Raw genomic sequence first — 15,130 nt, forward strand, 5'->3', positions numbered from 1 at the left:
CCTTCACCCGCGACGACGCTTCCCATGCCGTCGCGTGACCGGCGACGCTGACCGGGGGCGGGCCGATGGCCCGCCCCCGGTCACCGCGTACGGGACGGCTCAGCGCGCGCCGGACGGCGGCCCGGCGCTGTCGCGGACGACGAGTTCGGTGGCGAGTTCGACGCGAGGGCTCTCGATCTTCTCGCCCCGGGCGAGTCGCAACACGGTACGTGCGGCCAGCATGCCCATCTCGGCCAGCGGCTTGACGGACGGTGGTCAGCGGCGGGGAGCACCACCGCACCTCGGGCAGGTCGTCGAAAGCCCACCACGCTGACGTCGTCGGGCACCCGCAGGCCACGCTTGCGGACCGCCTCGTAGACGCCGAGCGCCATCTGGTCGCTGGAGGCGAAGATCGCGGTCGGCGGGTCGGGCAGCGCCAACATCTGCACGCCGGCGGCGTAGCCGGACTCGTGGTAGAAGTTGCCCGGCCGGATGAGGGCATCGTCAACCGCGACGCCGACGGCGTCGAGCGCGGCCCGGTAGCCGTCCAGGCGGGCCCGGCTGCACATCAGCTGCGGCGGCCCGGCGATGAAGCCGATGCGGCGGTGACCGAGGCCGAGCAGGTACTGGTTGGCCTCCAGGCTGCCCGCCCAGTTGGTGGCGCCGATCGTGGGCGCCTCCTGCGGGGCCACCCCGGCGGGATCGACGATGACCACGGGCAGGTTGAGCCGGCGCAGCTCGGCCTGCAACGGCGGCGCCACCATCGAGGTCACGAAGATGATTCCCTCGGTGGAGCGGGTACGCATGTTGTCGAGCCACTGCTTGGCCGAGGACGTGCGCTGGTGGATGGCCGACACGACGGTGCCGGCACCGTTGCTGTGGGCAACGTCCTCCACCCCGCGGATGATCTCCACGGCCCAGGGGCTGTCAAGATCGTTGAAGACGAGGTCGATCAGGGCGGAGCTGGGGCGCCTGCTCGCCAGGCGGCGACGGTAGCCGTGCCGGGTGAGCAGTTCCTCGACGCGCTCCCGGGTCTGGGGGGCGACGTCGGTGCGGCCGTTGATGACCCGGGAGACCGTGGGCACGGAGACGCCGGCCAGACGCGCGATCATCGCGATGGTGACGTTTCGGCTGGTGTCGGAGCCCACGGTCCTCCCTTTCGTCTTGCCTACGGTCGCAGAAGGCTATCGCAGGAACTGTGGGTCACCCCTTGACGCTGCCCGCCAGGCCACCGACGAGCTGGCGTTCGGCCACGGCGTAGAAGGCGAGGGCCGGCACCATGGAAAGCACCACGTAGGCGAGCACCCGGGCGGTGTCGTCGGAGTACTGGCCCTGGAACGCCTGGACACCGACGGGCAGGGTCCACCAGCTCTGGTCGGTGAACACGACCAGCGGGAGCATGAAGTTGTTCCAGCTGGTCACGAGGGCCAGCACGGAGACGGTGGCCAGCGCGGGGCGGGCCATGGGCAGCAGGATCCGCCAGAAGAACCCGAACGGCCCGCACCCGTCGAGAATCGCGGCCTCCTCGACCTCGCCGGGGATGGTGCGGAAGAACTGGCGCAGGATGATGATGGTGATCGGCAGCCCGAAGGCGGCCTGGGGCAGGATCACCCCGAGGGGGTTGTCCAGCAGCCCCATGCCACGCAGCAGCACGAACAGCGGCAGGATGGCCACCGCGAACGGGAACATCAGCCCGATGCTGAACAGGGTGAACAGCAGCTCCCGGCCCCGGAACGCGAAGCGCGCGAAGACGAACGCGGCCATCGCCGCCGCGGCGACCATGATGAACGTGCCGGTGACAGCGATGAGGACACTGTTGCCGAGCTGCCGCCAGAACACCTCGGAGGCGAGGATGCCGGTGTAGTTCTCCGGTGCCCACGGGTCGGGCCAGCCGAGGGGGTTGGTGGAAAGCTGCCCGTTGTCCTTGAATCCGCCGAGCACCCCGAACCAGACCGGTACGACGATGAGCGTGCCGACGGCGATGCAGACGAGGTGTAGCACGAGGCGGCGGGCCCGCAGGGCGCGGTTCGCCGTGCTGGTCATCGGTGGTCTCCCTGGTTGGTGAGCGCGCCCTCGGTGTCGCGGCGCATGACGACGCGCTGGTAGATGAGGGCGAAGACGAGACTCAGCAGGAACATGACGATACTGATCGCGCTGGCGTAGCCGACCTCGAAGCGGCGGAAACCGAACTGGAACATCGTCACGGCCATGGTCTCCGAGGCGTGGATGGGGCCGCCGCCGGTGAGCACCCATACCATGTCGAACAGCTGGATGGTGCCGATGACCGACAGGAAGATGCTGATCCGGATCGTCGGCCCGAGCAGGGGCAGGGTGACGTGACGGAACGCCTGCCAGGAGCCGGCGCCGTCGGTGGTGGCGGCCTCGTGCAGCTCCCGGGGGATGCCCTGCCTGGCGGCCAGGAAGAGCATCATGTACAGGCCGAAGTACTTCCAGGACACGATCATGAACACCGCGAACAGCACGGTGTCCGGGTCGGCGAAGATCGTGCCGGCGTCGGCGCCCAGCCACTGGGCGATCGTGTCGCCCAGCCCCCGGTTCGGCGAGAACACCAGGTTGAACAGGACGGCCGTGGTGACCTCGGAGAGCACGTACGGGGCGAAGAAGACCAGCCGGTAGACGCTGCGGCCCTTCAGTGGCTGGTTGAGCAGCATGGCTAGGCCCAGCGCGACGGGTAGCTGGATGGTCAGCGACAGCACGACCAGCACGAGCGCACGCCACAGGTCGCCGCGGAAGGTCGGGTCGCCGAAGGCGCGGGTGTAGTTGTCCAGCCCGATGAAGTTCTCCGGCAGGCCGAAGCCGTTCCACTTGTACAGGCTGGCGTAGCTGGCCACCGCGATGGGGGCGATGACCAGCAGCAGAAACAGCGCCAGGGCCGGGGTCAGGAAGACGGCGAGGGTGCCGCGGCGGCCCCGCCGGGGCCGGCGACCGCGCCGTTGCGCGGTGCCCAGCCCCGGTGGGGCGGTCGCCGGGTCGCCGCGCCTCGCGTCCGGCACGGTCGATGGCCTGGTCATGCCTGCTCCACTCGATTCTCGCAGCGGGCTACGGGTTGGGCCACGGCTACTGGCTCTTCGCCACCGAGGTGATGTCCTTGACGATCTGCGCGGATGTCTTGTTGCCGGCGATCAGTTCGGCGACGCTGTCGTTGACCTGCTGGCCGACGGCGGGCGGGTACGCCTGGTCGAGGTAGAGCTGGAAGCCGGTGGCGCTGGCCAGGGCCTGCGCGACGGTCTTGTTGTTGACATCGGCGATGGCGTCGGTGGCTTCCTTGACCGTCGGCAGCACCGCGCCGGTCTTGGCGGCCCTGCGCTGGTTGTCGGCGGTGAGCAGGGCCTTGAGGAAGTCGAGGGTCGCGGCGGGCGCGTCCTTGCCGACGGCGAAGCCGTTGCCGCCACCGAACACCTCGGAGGCCGAGCCCTTGCCGCCGTCGACGGCCGGGAACGGGAAGAAGCCGAGCTTGTCGCCGATGCCCTTCTTGCTGGTGGAGCTGGACGACTGCACCGCCGGGGCCCACTGCCCCATCAGCTCCAACGCGGCGCCGCCGTTGCCCATGGTGGCGGCCTGGCCGTCCGGGGAGCCGTACTCGGCGCCGAGGAAGCCCTTCTGGAACGGCTGAAGGTCGACCAGTTCCTTGAGGCGGTCGCCTGCGGCCACGAAGTCGGGGGTGTCGAAGTTCTTGTCCTTGGCGGCCTGCTGGAGGGCGCCGAGCCCGCCGATCCGCATGGACAGGTAGGCCCAGTAGAAGTGGGCGGGCCACTTCTCCTTACCGGCCAGCGCGATCGGGACGATCCCGGCGGCCTTGAGCTTGCGGACCGTGTCGAGCAGCCCGGCCCAGGTGGTGGGCGGCTCGGTGATCTGGGCCTTGGCGAAGAGGTCCTTGTTGTACCAGAAACCGACCATGCCGATGTCGAACGGCACACCGTAGATCTTGCCGTCGATGGTGTAGGGCTCCAGGGACAGGGGCAGCAGGTTCCCGACCCACGACTGCACGTCGTCGGTGATGTCCTTGACCAAGCCGGCCTCCGCCTGCTGCCGGAGCACCCCGCCGCCCCAGGACTGGAAGAGGTCGGGCGGGGATCCGGCCTGGGTGGCGGTGGTCAACTTGGACTTGAAGGCCTCGTTCTCCAGCGGCTGGATCTCTACGGTGACGTTGGGGTGCGCGGTCTTGTACTCCTGGGCCATCGCCGCCCACACCGGCAGCATCGGCTCGGCGTTCTGGATGTGCCACCAGTCGATGGTCTGCGGACCGTCCGGGTCGGCGGAGTCGCCGTCGCCGCTACAGGCGCTGAGCAGGTAGGCGCCGGCGCCGGCGCCGACGAGGCCGAGCAGCGTTCTACGGGAGAAATGCGCTGACATGGTCCATCCCTTCGGGGACTCGCAAGGTGCTCGGATGCTGATCGAGCCGGCAGGACTCGACGTGTATTTCCGGAAGTTCCGATGCTTCGCCGGTATTACCGATCGATGGCGGGCACGCTACGACGAAGCTTCTACCCGGGTCAAGAGGTCTGTCCTATCGCGACGCGAACAGCTACCGTGGTCGGCACTCACCGATAATCCGGGCTGAGCGTCCGGAAGTTTGCCGAAAGCCGCACCAGAGGAGTCGACGTGTCGACCGAGACCGCTGACGTGGCGACCGCTGCCCGGTCGATCCGCAACCCCGTCCTCCCCGGGTTCCACCCGGACCCGTCGATCCTGCGGGTCGACGACGACTACTACCTGGCCACCTCGACCTTCGAGTGGTATCCGGGGGTCCGCGTACACCACTCCCGCGACCTCGTGCACTGGCGCCCGCTCGGCGGGATCATCACCGAGCGGCGGTTGCTCGACCTGCGCGGCTGTGGCGACTCCAACGGGGTGTGGGCACCCGACCTGAGCTGGCACGACGGGGAGTTCTTCCTCGTCTACAGCGACGTGGCCAGCTTCGCCAGCGGCTACTGGGACCCGCAGAACTACCTGGTCACCGCGCCCGACATCGCCGGCCCCTGGTCGGACCCGGTGAAGCTGCACGGGCGCGGCTTCGACGCGTCGCTGTTCCACGACGACGACGGCAGCGCCTGGCTGCTGAGCATGTGCGCGGACTGGCGGCCCGGCCGGGACCGCTTCGCCGGCATCGAGATACAGCGCTACGACCGGGCCGAGCGCCGCCTCGTCGGCCGCCCCCGGCTGCTGTTCACCGGCACCTCGGCCGGGCTCACCGAGGGCCCGCACCTGTACCGCCACGACGGCTGGTACTGGCTGATCACCGCCGAGGGGGGTACCAGCTGGGAGCACCAGGTCACCGTGGCCCGCTCGCGCGAACTGCTGGGGCCGTACGAAGTGGATCCCGCAGGGCCGCTGCTGACCTCTGTGGGCCGGCCCGAGCTGCCGCTACAGAAGGCCGGCCACGGCAGCCTGGTGGCCACCCCGCACGGCGACTGGTACCTGGCGCACCTGGTCGGCCGCCCCTACACCCCGTTGGGCAACTGCGTGCTGGGGCGGGAGACCGCCATCCAGCGGGTCGAGTGGCCGCGCGGCGGCTGGCCGAGCATCCCCGGCGGCGTACCGGCGGACGAGGTGGCCGCGCCCGGCCTGCCCGCGCACCCGTGGCCGGCCGAGCCCGCCACCGACCACTTCGACAGCGCGGAGTTGGGCCCGTCCTGGTCGACGCTGCGCCGGCCCGCCACCGCCGACTGGGTCGACCTGCGCAGCCGCCCGTCACACCTGCGCATCCACGGCGGGCAGTCGCCGGTGGGCAGGCAGGCACCCAGCCTGGTCGCGCGCCGCGTCGGTGCCACGCACTGCTCCCTGGAGGCCGTGGTCGAGTTCGACCCGGTCGACCACCGCCAGTTGGCCGGGGTCACCGCCTACTACAACACCCTCAACTGGCACCACCTCTACCTAACCCGTGCCGACGACGGCCGGCGGGTGCTGGAGCTGCTCAGCTCCGACAGCGGGCGGCGCACCCCGTACCCCGAACTCACCGTCGACGCGCCTGGCACCGGCCGGGTCGGCCTGCGGGCCGTGTTCGACGGGCCCGTCGTGCGCTTCTGGTACGACCTCGGCGACGGCTGGCGACGACTTCCGGTGGACCTGAACGCGACCATCCTGTCCGACGAGCACGCCGCGTTGATCATCGATGGGGAGCCGGCGGCGTGGGGCTTCACCGGGTCCCTGCTCGGGCTGTGGGTGCAGGACCTCGGCGGCGACGGCGGCTACGCCGACTTCGACCTGGCCACCTACCGGGAGCACTGACCGGCCCACGTCCGCGGCGAGCAGGAATCCGGCGTTTCGCTGGTCGGACCGGGTCGTCCGATACGCGCGTCATGCTCCAGTCATTTCGGAAGATCTATGGAAACTATCGGTCGCCCTTCACCACGGGGCGCACGGAAAGGAACCGCGATGATGCTCAGACGGTGGATCGCCGCTGGCGCGGTCGCCATCGCCACCGCCGGCCTGTTGAACGCCGTGCCGGCCGCGGCGGAACGCCCGTACGACCCGTCCGGCCAGAGCCTGCGCGCCCTCGGTCTACGCCACGGGCTGCACATCGGCACCGCGGTCGACATGGCCGCCCTCGACGACCCGGCCGATCCCCGGTACCGGGAGATCGTCCGCGAGGAGTTCTCCACGATCACCGCGGAGAACGTCATGAAGTGGGAGGCGCTGGAGCCCACCCGTGGCACGTACGACTGGGGGCCCGCCGACAAGCTCGTCGCCACCGCGCAGCGCAACGGCCAGCGGGTGCGTGGGCACGTGCTGGTCTGGCACAGCCAGCTGCCGAAGTGGCTGACCACGGGGGTCAGCGACGGCTCCATCAGCACCGCGGAGCTGCGCGAGATCCTGCGGGAGCACATCACCGCCGTGGTCAGCCGCTACCGGGGCAAGATCTGGCAGTGGGACGTGGTCAACGAGGCCGTCAGCGACCCATGGGACAACCCGCCGACCCTGCACTACAAGGGCTTCTGGGCCGAACACCTCGGCCCGGGTTACATCGCGGACGCGTTCCGCTGGGCGCGCGCCGCCGACCCGAAGGCCCTGCTGTTCTACAACGACTACAACATCGAGGCGTTCGGCTCCGGCGACCCGGCCAACGACAAGACGCAGTTCGTCCACGACATGGTCAAGGGCCTGCTGGCCGACGGCGTGCCGATCGACGGCGTCGGCAGCCAGGGGCACCTGGGCACCCAGTACGGCAACTTCGACACGATCCAGGTCGCCGACGCACTGCACCGGTTCGCGCGGCTGGGGCTGGCCACCGCGTTCACCGAGGTCGACGTACGCAGCCGGCTGACCGACGGGGTGCAGGCCGGCGACCCCGAGGAGATCAACCCGCGCCTACAGGCGTCGGCGGCGAACTTCCACGTGCTGCTGCAGGCCTGCCTGGCCGAGCCGCGCTGCCTGTCGTTCACCGTCTGGGGCTTCACCGACCGGCACTCCTGGGTGCCCGACACGTTCAACGACCCGCCGCAGGGCCTGGCCACCATCTACGACGAGGACTACCAGCCCAAGCGCGCGTACCAGCTGCTGAAGGCCGACCTCATCTACGCCGGGCCGCCGTACGTCCGCCCGCGCGCCACGCCGAGGCCGCGCCAGTAGGGCCCGTCCCGCAGGTTCCCGCAACGGACCGCGCCGGCACCGGGCACGGAACGTAGGACAGAACCTTGCCGTACGGGAGGAGGCCCGATGCCACCTGCCCCCGCACCCCGCCCCGGGACGAGCGCCGACATCGTCGACACGGCCCGTGGCGGGGGCCGGGCGGTCAGTCTCACCTTCGACGACGGGCCGAACCCCGCCGACACGTTGCGCCTGCTCGACGTCCTGCGCCGACACCGGATCGCGGCCGTGTTCTGCCTGTGGGGCGAGCACGTCGACGCGTACCCCGACGTGGTTCGCCGGATCGTGGCCGACGGGCACACCCTGGGCAACCACAGCATGCGCCACGAGAACATGAGTTCCTGGCCGCCCGAACGGATCGAGGCGGACCTGCGGGAGGCCGACGCGGCCATCCGTCGGGCCGCGCCGGGGGCGCGGGTCCCGTACTTCCGCGCCCCCTACGGCGCCTGGGGGCAGACCCCCGCCGTGGCCACCGCCCTGGGCATGCAGCCGCTCGGCTGGCGGCTGGCCCTCGGCGACTGGGATCCGCCGGGCGCCGACGAACTCGTCCGCCGCCTGCGCTACGGGGTCACCCCGGGTGCCGTGGTGCTGATGCACGACGGCGGCGGCGACCGCAGCCAGACCGTCGACGCGGTCGAGCGCGTCGTGCCCCTGCTGACGGCTGAGCACTGGCGGTTCACCCTGCCACGGCACCGCGCCTGACCACCGGCAGGTGGGCCTCAGAACCCCGCCCTGCCCGTCGAGCACGGTCAGGCACGCGAGGGCAGCATTCCGGACGGTTCACCGGTATTCACCGCGCGTTCACGCCGCGCCGATGTACGTCTTTTCACCTCGACTTTCACCTCGCTTTCCGACTCCGCCGGGCGACCGGCCGGCACCTGCGCGAATCTCCCTCGGAACACGGGTGCCGGCGTCGACGATCCCGGAAAGCAATGACGGATTTCTGACAGTGCCCGGGCAGAGGTGCAGCCCAACAGGCCGCGGCCCGGACGGCCCCGAAATGCGGCGCAACAGTCGAATCGCCTACCGGCGGAAGACGGTGGCCCCCGCCGACAACCGCGCGGGACGGCACTCCCGCCGACAACGGCGCGAGGCAACACTCCTGCCAGCGCGATCCGCAGGCCATTGAAAGCAATTTCCGCGTCCTCCGACCGCCTCGCCCTGGGACGAGCACGCCTTGCGGCGCAACGGGATCCGAGGATCCAAGCCGGCGCAGCCGCGACCCACCCGGAGCGACTCGAATCCGCCCAGGTGTGCGCTTTTTCGTTGGATGGGGAGGATTTCGGCGTCTTGAGTGGAACGAACAATTCGCCCTCGGAACTCTGTCAGTGAAGGCGCCGGATCCGCCGGAACCGAACGGGACAAAGCCCACCGATGAGCCGGGTGTAACCTTGTTGCAATATGAGTGTGGTCAAGTCGATCACATGACGATACCCGTTCCGAGAAAAACGATTCGGAGTGCGGGCCGGGCACTCCTTTTGACGTCCGGTCTGATCGCGCTGGCCCTTCCTCTGGCGGCGGCTCCTGTCGATGCTCAGGGCCCGACTGCTGCGGCCGTCACGATGCCCGAGTGCGCATGGGGGTCAAAATACGGGGTAACGGGCGCAAATGCCTACTGGCCCGACAGTGCCGCCACCTACTGGTCGACCGTCTACCCCGTGACGGAGGATCTGGAGATCACCATCTCCGGGGTCTTCCCGGACGCCCGCTACGCGTCCTTCACCGTCTACGACGACAAGCCCACCTGGTTCAGCCGCAACGGTGCCAGATCCAGCCTGCCCGACCACCTCATCGTCCCGGACGCAGGCAGCGTCAACCCGTGGCAGACCGTCAGGGCTCCGGGCGGCCGGTTCACCCTCACGCTCAGCCCCGACGTGGCCGCCGGGCAGCCCAACCGGTTGCCGCTGTCCCGGGAGGACGCCGTGCCCGGGGCGAAGGCCTCGGTGATCTTCCGGGTCTACCTGCCCACCGGCGGTGACTCGACGGTGGTCCTGCCGACTGTGACCCTGACCCAGGGCGGCGTGTCGAAGACGCTGCCGACCTGTCCCCCCGCTCCTCCGCCGACCCCGTCCGCGACCCCACCCACGCCCACCCCACCCCCGACCACCACGCCGCCCGCCGCACCGCCCGCCGCCGCCGTAGAAGGGGCAGGGACCTCCGACTCAAACGGGCATCCGGACGGCGGGGGCCCCGGGCGTCCCCCGGAAAGCGGCGCGAAGATCTTCACCCGTACCTCCGAGGTGGAGAACCTCGCCCCGAACCCGGACAACGCCTACCTCGGCACCTGGCTCGTCCCGCCGGGACCGGACCAGGTCGTGGTAGTTCGGGGCCGGGCACCCCATGCGGTCCGCGGCACCCATCCGGTCTCCTGGCCCCGTCGGCGCGCCGACGTCCGCTACTGGTCGCTGTGCACCAACCTGGGCGGCCAGTACAAACCCGTCGTGATCAACCGATTCCCCGAGGGGCCGGCGAGCTACGGCTGTCGTTACAACGACGAAACCCGGCTCGACCGGTACGGGTACTACACCTTCGTCCTCGGCACGGAGGGGCAGCGGGCGGCCATCGAGGCCATCCGAACCGCCACCTTCGTGCCCTTCTCCGTCTCGTACCCGACGGCCCCGCACATGGTCCTGCTCCGGCACCTGCTTCCGGTCGAGGACTTCCCGTACGCGGTGCAGAACGTGCCGATGAACAGCTCGGCGGAAACCGCCGCGGCCGTCATGGGGCCGTACTACCCGCTGGTGACGGTCTGCTCGTTGGCCACGCTCACCGCCGAGGGGCCCCACGGCTGCACCGCCTGAGCGGTCTGGTTCCCCGTCACACGCGCCACCATCGAGTTGACGATCGGGCTGCGACCTGACAGCCCGTCGCTCGGTCCGCCGGTCCCGGCGGACCGGGCGGACCGGGCGGACGCCCGAGCGGCTGGGACGAAGGACGACCTTCGCCCCAGCCGTCGGTGTCCTCGGGGTCAGAAACGGCCGGGCATGGGTGAACAGGGCCAGCTGACTGGTGACCGACTGCCGGTGGTGTTCCAGTTCGGCCCGTGTCCGGCTCAACCGGTCGAGCTTCTGGTCGAACAGGCTCTCTCGTTGGCGATCCGAAGGTGCTCGCCGGACACTCTGGACGGCGACCGACTAACAGAGGCGGCGCAGACAGCGTCGCGGCGGTGGAAGTGGCAGCACGTCCGTGGACGCGCACGCCTTCACCTACGGCTCGCGGATCCTGTTTCACCCTGGGTGGGTACGAGCCTTTCACCCTGGTGGGTACGAGCCGGAATCGACGGCGGGCCGGCGGCTACTCGCCCACGAGTTGCCCACGTAGTCCAGCAGCGGTCGGCTTTAGCCCATAGGTCAGTCGACGCGATCCTTGACAAAAACCAGAACCCTGGTCAAGAGAGCTTACGGCTCCAATCCCCGCGACATCCCCAGGGAGCTGGGCCGGTCGCCAGCACCGTCTACCCGAGAGGCCAAGAAATTGTGCGTCCTGCTTAGCCGCAGCCGGTCGAAACGGCGTCGGGGCCAGACGTTTCGCAACCCTGGACACTACAAACGGCGGTTAGAAGATACAACGCCAACCACCCGGATCCACCACTAGGCGAACCAGGTCAGCCGTGCGCCAACGGGACGCCCGCTCGTCAGCGGATCGACCGCGCCCCGGGTACGGCTGCCGTGCCGACGGCGTACGGGTTCAACACGTCGGTCGGCTCGTCCTCGAAGTCGACCTCCGTGCCCACCCCGAGGTGCGCGGCCAGCTCGACGAAGAGGTCGAGGGCGACGTGGTCCTCGATCGCGATACCGGTCGAGTCGAAGACCGTCGGTCCGTACCGGGCGTCGGCCACGATGCCCGCGTCGGCGCAGATCTCGCTGAGCGAGGGACCGAGGCGTCGCGGATCAAGGACCTGGCTCTCGCCCTCCCGTGCCGCCTGCTCCGGGTGGTCGGGGCACACCAGCGCCCGGTCCACCAGCGACCGGGGCAGTTCGACCTTGCCGACGATGTCGGAGCCGACGGCGTTGACGTGCAGGTGATCGCGCAGCGAGACGTCCGGGAAGACGGGCCCCGCGCCGACGCCCACCGACGTCGCCGTGACGATTATGTCGGCGGACCTCGCCACCTCCTCGGGCCGGGCCGCCGTCACCGCAAGCCCGGTGAAGTCGACCCTCCGGCCGAAGGAGGCCAGGTGAGCGGGGTCGACGTCCCAGGCCAGCACCGTGTCGATCGGAAAGGTGAGACTCAGGGCGTGCAGTTGGGTGACCGCCTGCGCGCCGCAGCCGATCAATCCGACCGTCCGACTGTCGGGGTGCGCCAACGCCCGGCTGGCCAGCGCCGACGCGGCACCGGTGCGCAGGGCGGTGAGCGCCGCGCCGTCGGCCACCACCGTCGTGCGCCCGGTCCGGTCGTCGAAGCGGGCCACGCAGGCCGTGATCGTCGGCAGGCCGTAATCGTCGACGTTCGACGGGCTGTACGAGACGACCTTGATGGTGGTGCTCTCGTTTCGCTCCCGGTGCGGCATCCACTCGATCACTCCTGGGGCAGGCCCCTCCCGCTCGAAACGCGCCCCGCGCGGGCGACAGCTCGGCCACGCCCTTGTGCACCTCGACGAATTTCTCGCCGAGACGTGAGATCAGCTCCGTCAGCAACGTGTCGACGCCGATCTCGTCCATTATTCGACCGATGTGCCGCTGGGTCAGAATTAGCATCTCGCTTGAACCCCGTCTGTAGAGCCACGGCTTCGCTGTCGGGAACGCATTCTGCGCGAAGAATTACGACCGGCCACATGGGCCCAAAATGGATCCATCAGCCCGATCGATCGATGCCAATCACCATCCATCGGCACGCGACCACATCGAATCGTAGTTGACCCCACGGCGGACGGCAATGGCAGTTTTCCCGCCGCGCCGACCGCCCCACGTTCGCCGACCCACGTTGATTCACACCATTCTCACATCAATGGGAAACACATTGGAGCGAATCACCACACATCGACTTGGATCAGTTTTACTCAGTGCGGGCAGGGCGGCGAGGGTCTCCGCGAGCGGCCCCGGCGGCACGAACGGCGGTCAGCGACACCCCGACCACCCCGCCCGTCAGGAACCCCATGGCGAGGTCGGCGGGCGTGTCGTGCGTGGGCGGCCCGCCCGCGGTGATCGCCCCGCGGCATGGGAGCGGGACGCCTCACCCGTCACGGAGGGAGCGGCGGGAAAGACCGAAGGCGAAGGCCGCACCCAACGTCGCGGCGGTGGCCAGGAAGAGCACCCCGCTGCCGTGCGCGTCCACCACCAGCCCCGCCGCCGCGCCGGACAGCGGGAAGAGGCCCAACGCCGCGAAGAGGATGGCGCTCATCACCCGGCCGAGCAGGTGGGCGGCGGTGTGCTGCTGGACGACGGTGATGACCAGGACGTTGGTGACGGTGCTGGCGACACCGGCCACGGCCAGCGCGACCACAGCGCTGGCGTCGGTGAGCAACTCCACCCGAGGGTCGTAGCTGTCCCGGTCGTGCAGGAACGGCCCACCGTGCAGCAGGAAGAGCGTCGGCCATGGTCCGGGGCCGGGCGGGGTGGCCAGGAAGCTGTGGATCCGGCCGTACGGCTGGGGTGTCCACACCTCCCCGCGCCCGGGTCAGGATCCGGCGACGGCCGGTGGCGCGGTCCCATGCGACGACCTGGGAGCGACCCGCGACGTCGTCGAGTTCGACGGCCCGCAGCGAGTTGTGGGCGGAGAACGCCGGTGCGCGCGGTGGAATCACGACGCCCCCGTTCCTGCGGACAGCCGAAGCACCGACAGTAATCGGGCAATGTCTATGTGTAAACGTCGGTGACGCGCAGGCCCGCGTGCGCCGGTGACGCCGGTCGACCGAGATGAGGTCGGCGGTGCGGGCCTCCACCTGGTGCGCGTTGCGCGGCCGCCCGCCGCAGCTGCCGCATCCGCCAGGAAGCTCGCGGGCGAGGGCTGAACGAGGTCGGTGGCCTCGCGGTCGTCGCCGAGCACGAGGACGTCGGTGTCGACCGTGTCGAGGTCGGGATCCTACAGGAACACGGCGGAGACGTCGTGGAACGCGCCCACGGCCCTCCGGCCGGCCGGGCGTGGCACGTGCGTTTGGCGGCCTTCTCTCCCCTGCGCGCGCCGTAGTGCTACCGCCCGGTCCGAAGGAGTGGGGGACGCGGTCCCGGCGGCAGCGAGGCTCAGGCGGCGCCCCCGTTGACGTACACCACCTGGCCGTTGATCCACCGGGCCGGCCCGGCCAGGAAGGCCACCACCTCTGCGGTCTCGGCCGGGTCACCGAGCCGGTTCATCGGCGACATCGCCGCCATCTGGACGATCGTCTGCTCGTCCTTGCCCTCGAGGAACAGCGCGGTGGCGGTCGCGCCGGGCGCGACCGCGTTCACGGTGACGTCGCGTCCGCGAAGCTCCCGGGCCAGGATCAACGTGATCGCGTCCACCGCGGCCTTGCTGGAGGCGTACGCGGCATAGCCGGGCATGGACAGCCGGGGCGTCGTGCTGGAGATGTTGATGAGCGCGCCCCCGGGCCGGATCCGGCGGGCCGCCTGCTGATCGACCACGAAGGTGCCGCGCACGTTGATGCGGTGCACTCGGTCCAGCTCCGCGAGGTCCAGCTCGGTCACCGGAGCATGGGACGCCACCCCGGCCGAGTGCACGACGACGTCGATCCCGCCGTACGTCCGCTCGGCGGTGTCGAACAGTTCCGCCACCGCCGCCTCGTCGGCGACGTCGGCCCGCACCGCGACGGCGTCCCCGCCCGCGGCGACGATCGCCGCCACGATCTGCTCCGCCTCGTTCTTGCTGGTGACGAAGTTGACCACCACCGCGAAACCGTCGGCCGCCAACCGTTGCGCGATCCCCCGGCCGATCCCCTGTGCACCGCCGGTCACGATCGCGACGCGCTGCGGGACGGTCATGACGGGGTCTCCTGGTCCTCGCGGGGCCGCGACGGCGAAGCTGTCCGGAAGACCGAATTAGATCAGACGTGAGATGCACTGTCCACGGTCGACTCGACCGGCGGCATCCCGCCCTCACCACCAGCGTGCGGACTGCCGAGCCCGGCCGACCGATCATGGCCAGGACGGGCAGCCCGCCAGGCCCGCCCGGACGCCGCCTGCGATCCGCCCCGACCCTGCGCCGCCCCCCACGGGTGCCCGGCCGGGGAACCCGTGGGAGGCATCATCTGGACCTGCCGCCCGGTGGGTCAGCCGAGCGCCGGTGCCACCCAGGACGACCGGATCAGCTCCCGCTCGGTGGCGGCGAGATGGGCGGTCGCGGCGAGCCAGGCCCAGGCGTACCGGTCCGGGTCGGGGTCGGTGAGCCGGCCGAACGCGTCCCGGCCACGCCGGTCCGACTCCGCCACCAGCGCCGACGTCAGCGCGGCGGCGGTGGTGAGACCGGCCCGGCGCAGCGGCCCCGCCAGCGACGCGGCGTCGTCGCGGGCCGCCTCGGCGACCGCCCGGCGGCCACCGGAGACGCCCAGCTCCACCAGTCGACGGACGCGCCACAGCGGGGACTCGGCGATCACGTCGACGACCGGCACCGG

General features: G+C 70.4%; 10 protein-coding genes and 3 pseudogenes. 5 read left to right on the top strand and 8 right to left on the bottom strand.

Annotation, left to right across the window (positions count from 1 at the left end):
• Positions 1-99: 99 nt before the first annotated feature.
• The 4 genes and pseudogenes from MCAG_RS03440 to MCAG_RS03455 all read right to left on the bottom strand — a co-directional run bounded on the left by MCAG_RS03440 (position 100) and on the right by MCAG_RS03455 (position 4,353).
• Positions 100-1,091: pseudogene (locus tag MCAG_RS03440) on the bottom strand (LacI family DNA-binding transcriptional regulator).
• A gap of 91 nt (positions 1,092-1,182) precedes the next feature.
• Positions 1,183-2,022: a carbohydrate ABC transporter permease gene (locus MCAG_RS03445; RefSeq protein WP_007071585.1), complete on the bottom strand. Its 840-nt coding sequence runs from the start codon at positions 2,020-2,022 to the stop codon at positions 1,183-1,185.
• Positions 2,019-3,011, bottom strand: coding sequence for a carbohydrate ABC transporter permease (locus tag MCAG_RS03450; protein WP_007071586.1), 993 nt, complete (start codon positions 3,009-3,011; stop codon positions 2,019-2,021). Before MCAG_RS03450 ends, MCAG_RS03445 begins: the two co-directional genes overlap by 4 nt.
• A 46-nt stretch (positions 3,012-3,057) precedes the next feature.
• Positions 3,058-4,353, bottom strand: a complete 1,296-nt coding sequence (locus MCAG_RS03455; protein ID WP_007071587.1) for an ABC transporter substrate-binding protein — start codon at positions 4,351-4,353, stop codon at positions 3,058-3,060.
• A gap of 249 nt (positions 4,354-4,602) precedes the next feature.
• Between MCAG_RS03455 and MCAG_RS03460 the strand changes: the two genes are divergently transcribed.
• From MCAG_RS03460 to MCAG_RS36090, 5 genes are all read left to right on the top strand, one after another.
• The gene (locus tag MCAG_RS03460) at positions 4,603-6,228 is read left to right on the top strand and encodes a glycoside hydrolase family 43 protein (protein ID WP_036372165.1); all 1,626 of its coding nucleotides are present in this window, start codon (positions 4,603-4,605) and stop codon (positions 6,226-6,228) included.
• 147 nt (positions 6,229-6,375) lie between these two features.
• Positions 6,376-7,569, top strand: a complete 1,194-nt coding sequence (locus tag MCAG_RS03465; protein WP_007071589.1) for an endo-1,4-beta-xylanase — start codon at positions 6,376-6,378, stop codon at positions 7,567-7,569.
• 87 nt (positions 7,570-7,656) lie between these two features.
• Positions 7,657-8,289: a polysaccharide deacetylase family protein gene (locus MCAG_RS03470; protein ID WP_007071590.1), complete on the top strand. Its 633-nt coding sequence runs from the start codon at positions 7,657-7,659 to the stop codon at positions 8,287-8,289.
• A 956-nt stretch (positions 8,290-9,245) separates the two neighbouring features.
• Positions 9,246-10,388, top strand: coding sequence for a hypothetical protein (locus MCAG_RS03475; protein ID WP_036372168.1), 1,143 nt, complete (start codon positions 9,246-9,248; stop codon positions 10,386-10,388).
• A 385-nt stretch (positions 10,389-10,773) separates the two neighbouring features.
• On the top strand, positions 10,774-10,908 hold the full coding sequence (locus MCAG_RS36090; RefSeq protein ID WP_083802173.1) for a DUF4157 domain-containing protein: 135 nt from the start codon (positions 10,774-10,776) through the stop codon (positions 10,906-10,908).
• Between the two features lie 313 nt (positions 10,909-11,221).
• Here MCAG_RS36090 and MCAG_RS03480 read toward each other — a convergent pair.
• The 4 genes and pseudogenes from MCAG_RS03480 to MCAG_RS03495 form a co-directional block, all read right to left on the bottom strand.
• Positions 11,222-12,118: pseudogene (locus MCAG_RS03480) on the bottom strand (ornithine cyclodeaminase family protein); the annotation flags it as partial.
• A gap of 641 nt (positions 12,119-12,759) precedes the next feature.
• Positions 12,760-13,197: pseudogene (locus MCAG_RS34370) on the bottom strand (hypothetical protein); the annotation flags it as partial.
• Between the two features lie 569 nt (positions 13,198-13,766).
• Positions 13,767-14,501: an SDR family oxidoreductase gene (locus MCAG_RS03490; protein ID WP_007071594.1), complete on the bottom strand. Its 735-nt coding sequence runs from the start codon at positions 14,499-14,501 to the stop codon at positions 13,767-13,769.
• Positions 14,502-14,788: 287 nt separating this feature from the next.
• On the bottom strand, positions 14,789-15,130 hold a 342-nt coding region (locus MCAG_RS03495; protein ID WP_050777844.1), incomplete at its 5' end, for a hypothetical protein.

This window comes from Micromonospora sp. ATCC 39149 (genome assembly GCF_000158815.1).
Taxonomy (GTDB): Bacteria; Actinomycetota; Actinomycetes; order Mycobacteriales; family Micromonosporaceae; genus Micromonospora.

Excerpts from the sequence above, each read along its gene's own strand:
- MCAG_RS03465 (WP_007071589.1), top strand. The coding sequence starts at position 6,376 with ATGATGCTCAGACGGTGGATCGCCGCTGGCGCGGTCGCCATCGCCACC.
- MCAG_RS03455 (WP_007071587.1), bottom strand. The coding sequence starts at position 4,353 with ATGTCAGCGCATTTCTCCCGTAGAACGCTGCTCGGCCTCGTCGGCGCC.
- MCAG_RS03445 (WP_007071585.1), bottom strand. The coding sequence starts at position 2,022 with ATGACCAGCACGGCGAACCGCGCCCTGCGGGCCCGCCGCCTCGTGCTA.
- MCAG_RS03490 (WP_007071594.1), bottom strand. The coding sequence starts at position 14,501 with ATGACCGTCCCGCAGCGCGTCGCGATCGTGACCGGCGGTGCACAGGGG.
- MCAG_RS03450 (WP_007071586.1), bottom strand. The coding sequence starts at position 3,011 with ATGACCAGGCCATCGACCGTGCCGGACGCGAGGCGCGGCGACCCGGCG.
- MCAG_RS03470 (WP_007071590.1), top strand. The coding sequence starts at position 7,657 with ATGCCACCTGCCCCCGCACCCCGCCCCGGGACGAGCGCCGACATCGTC.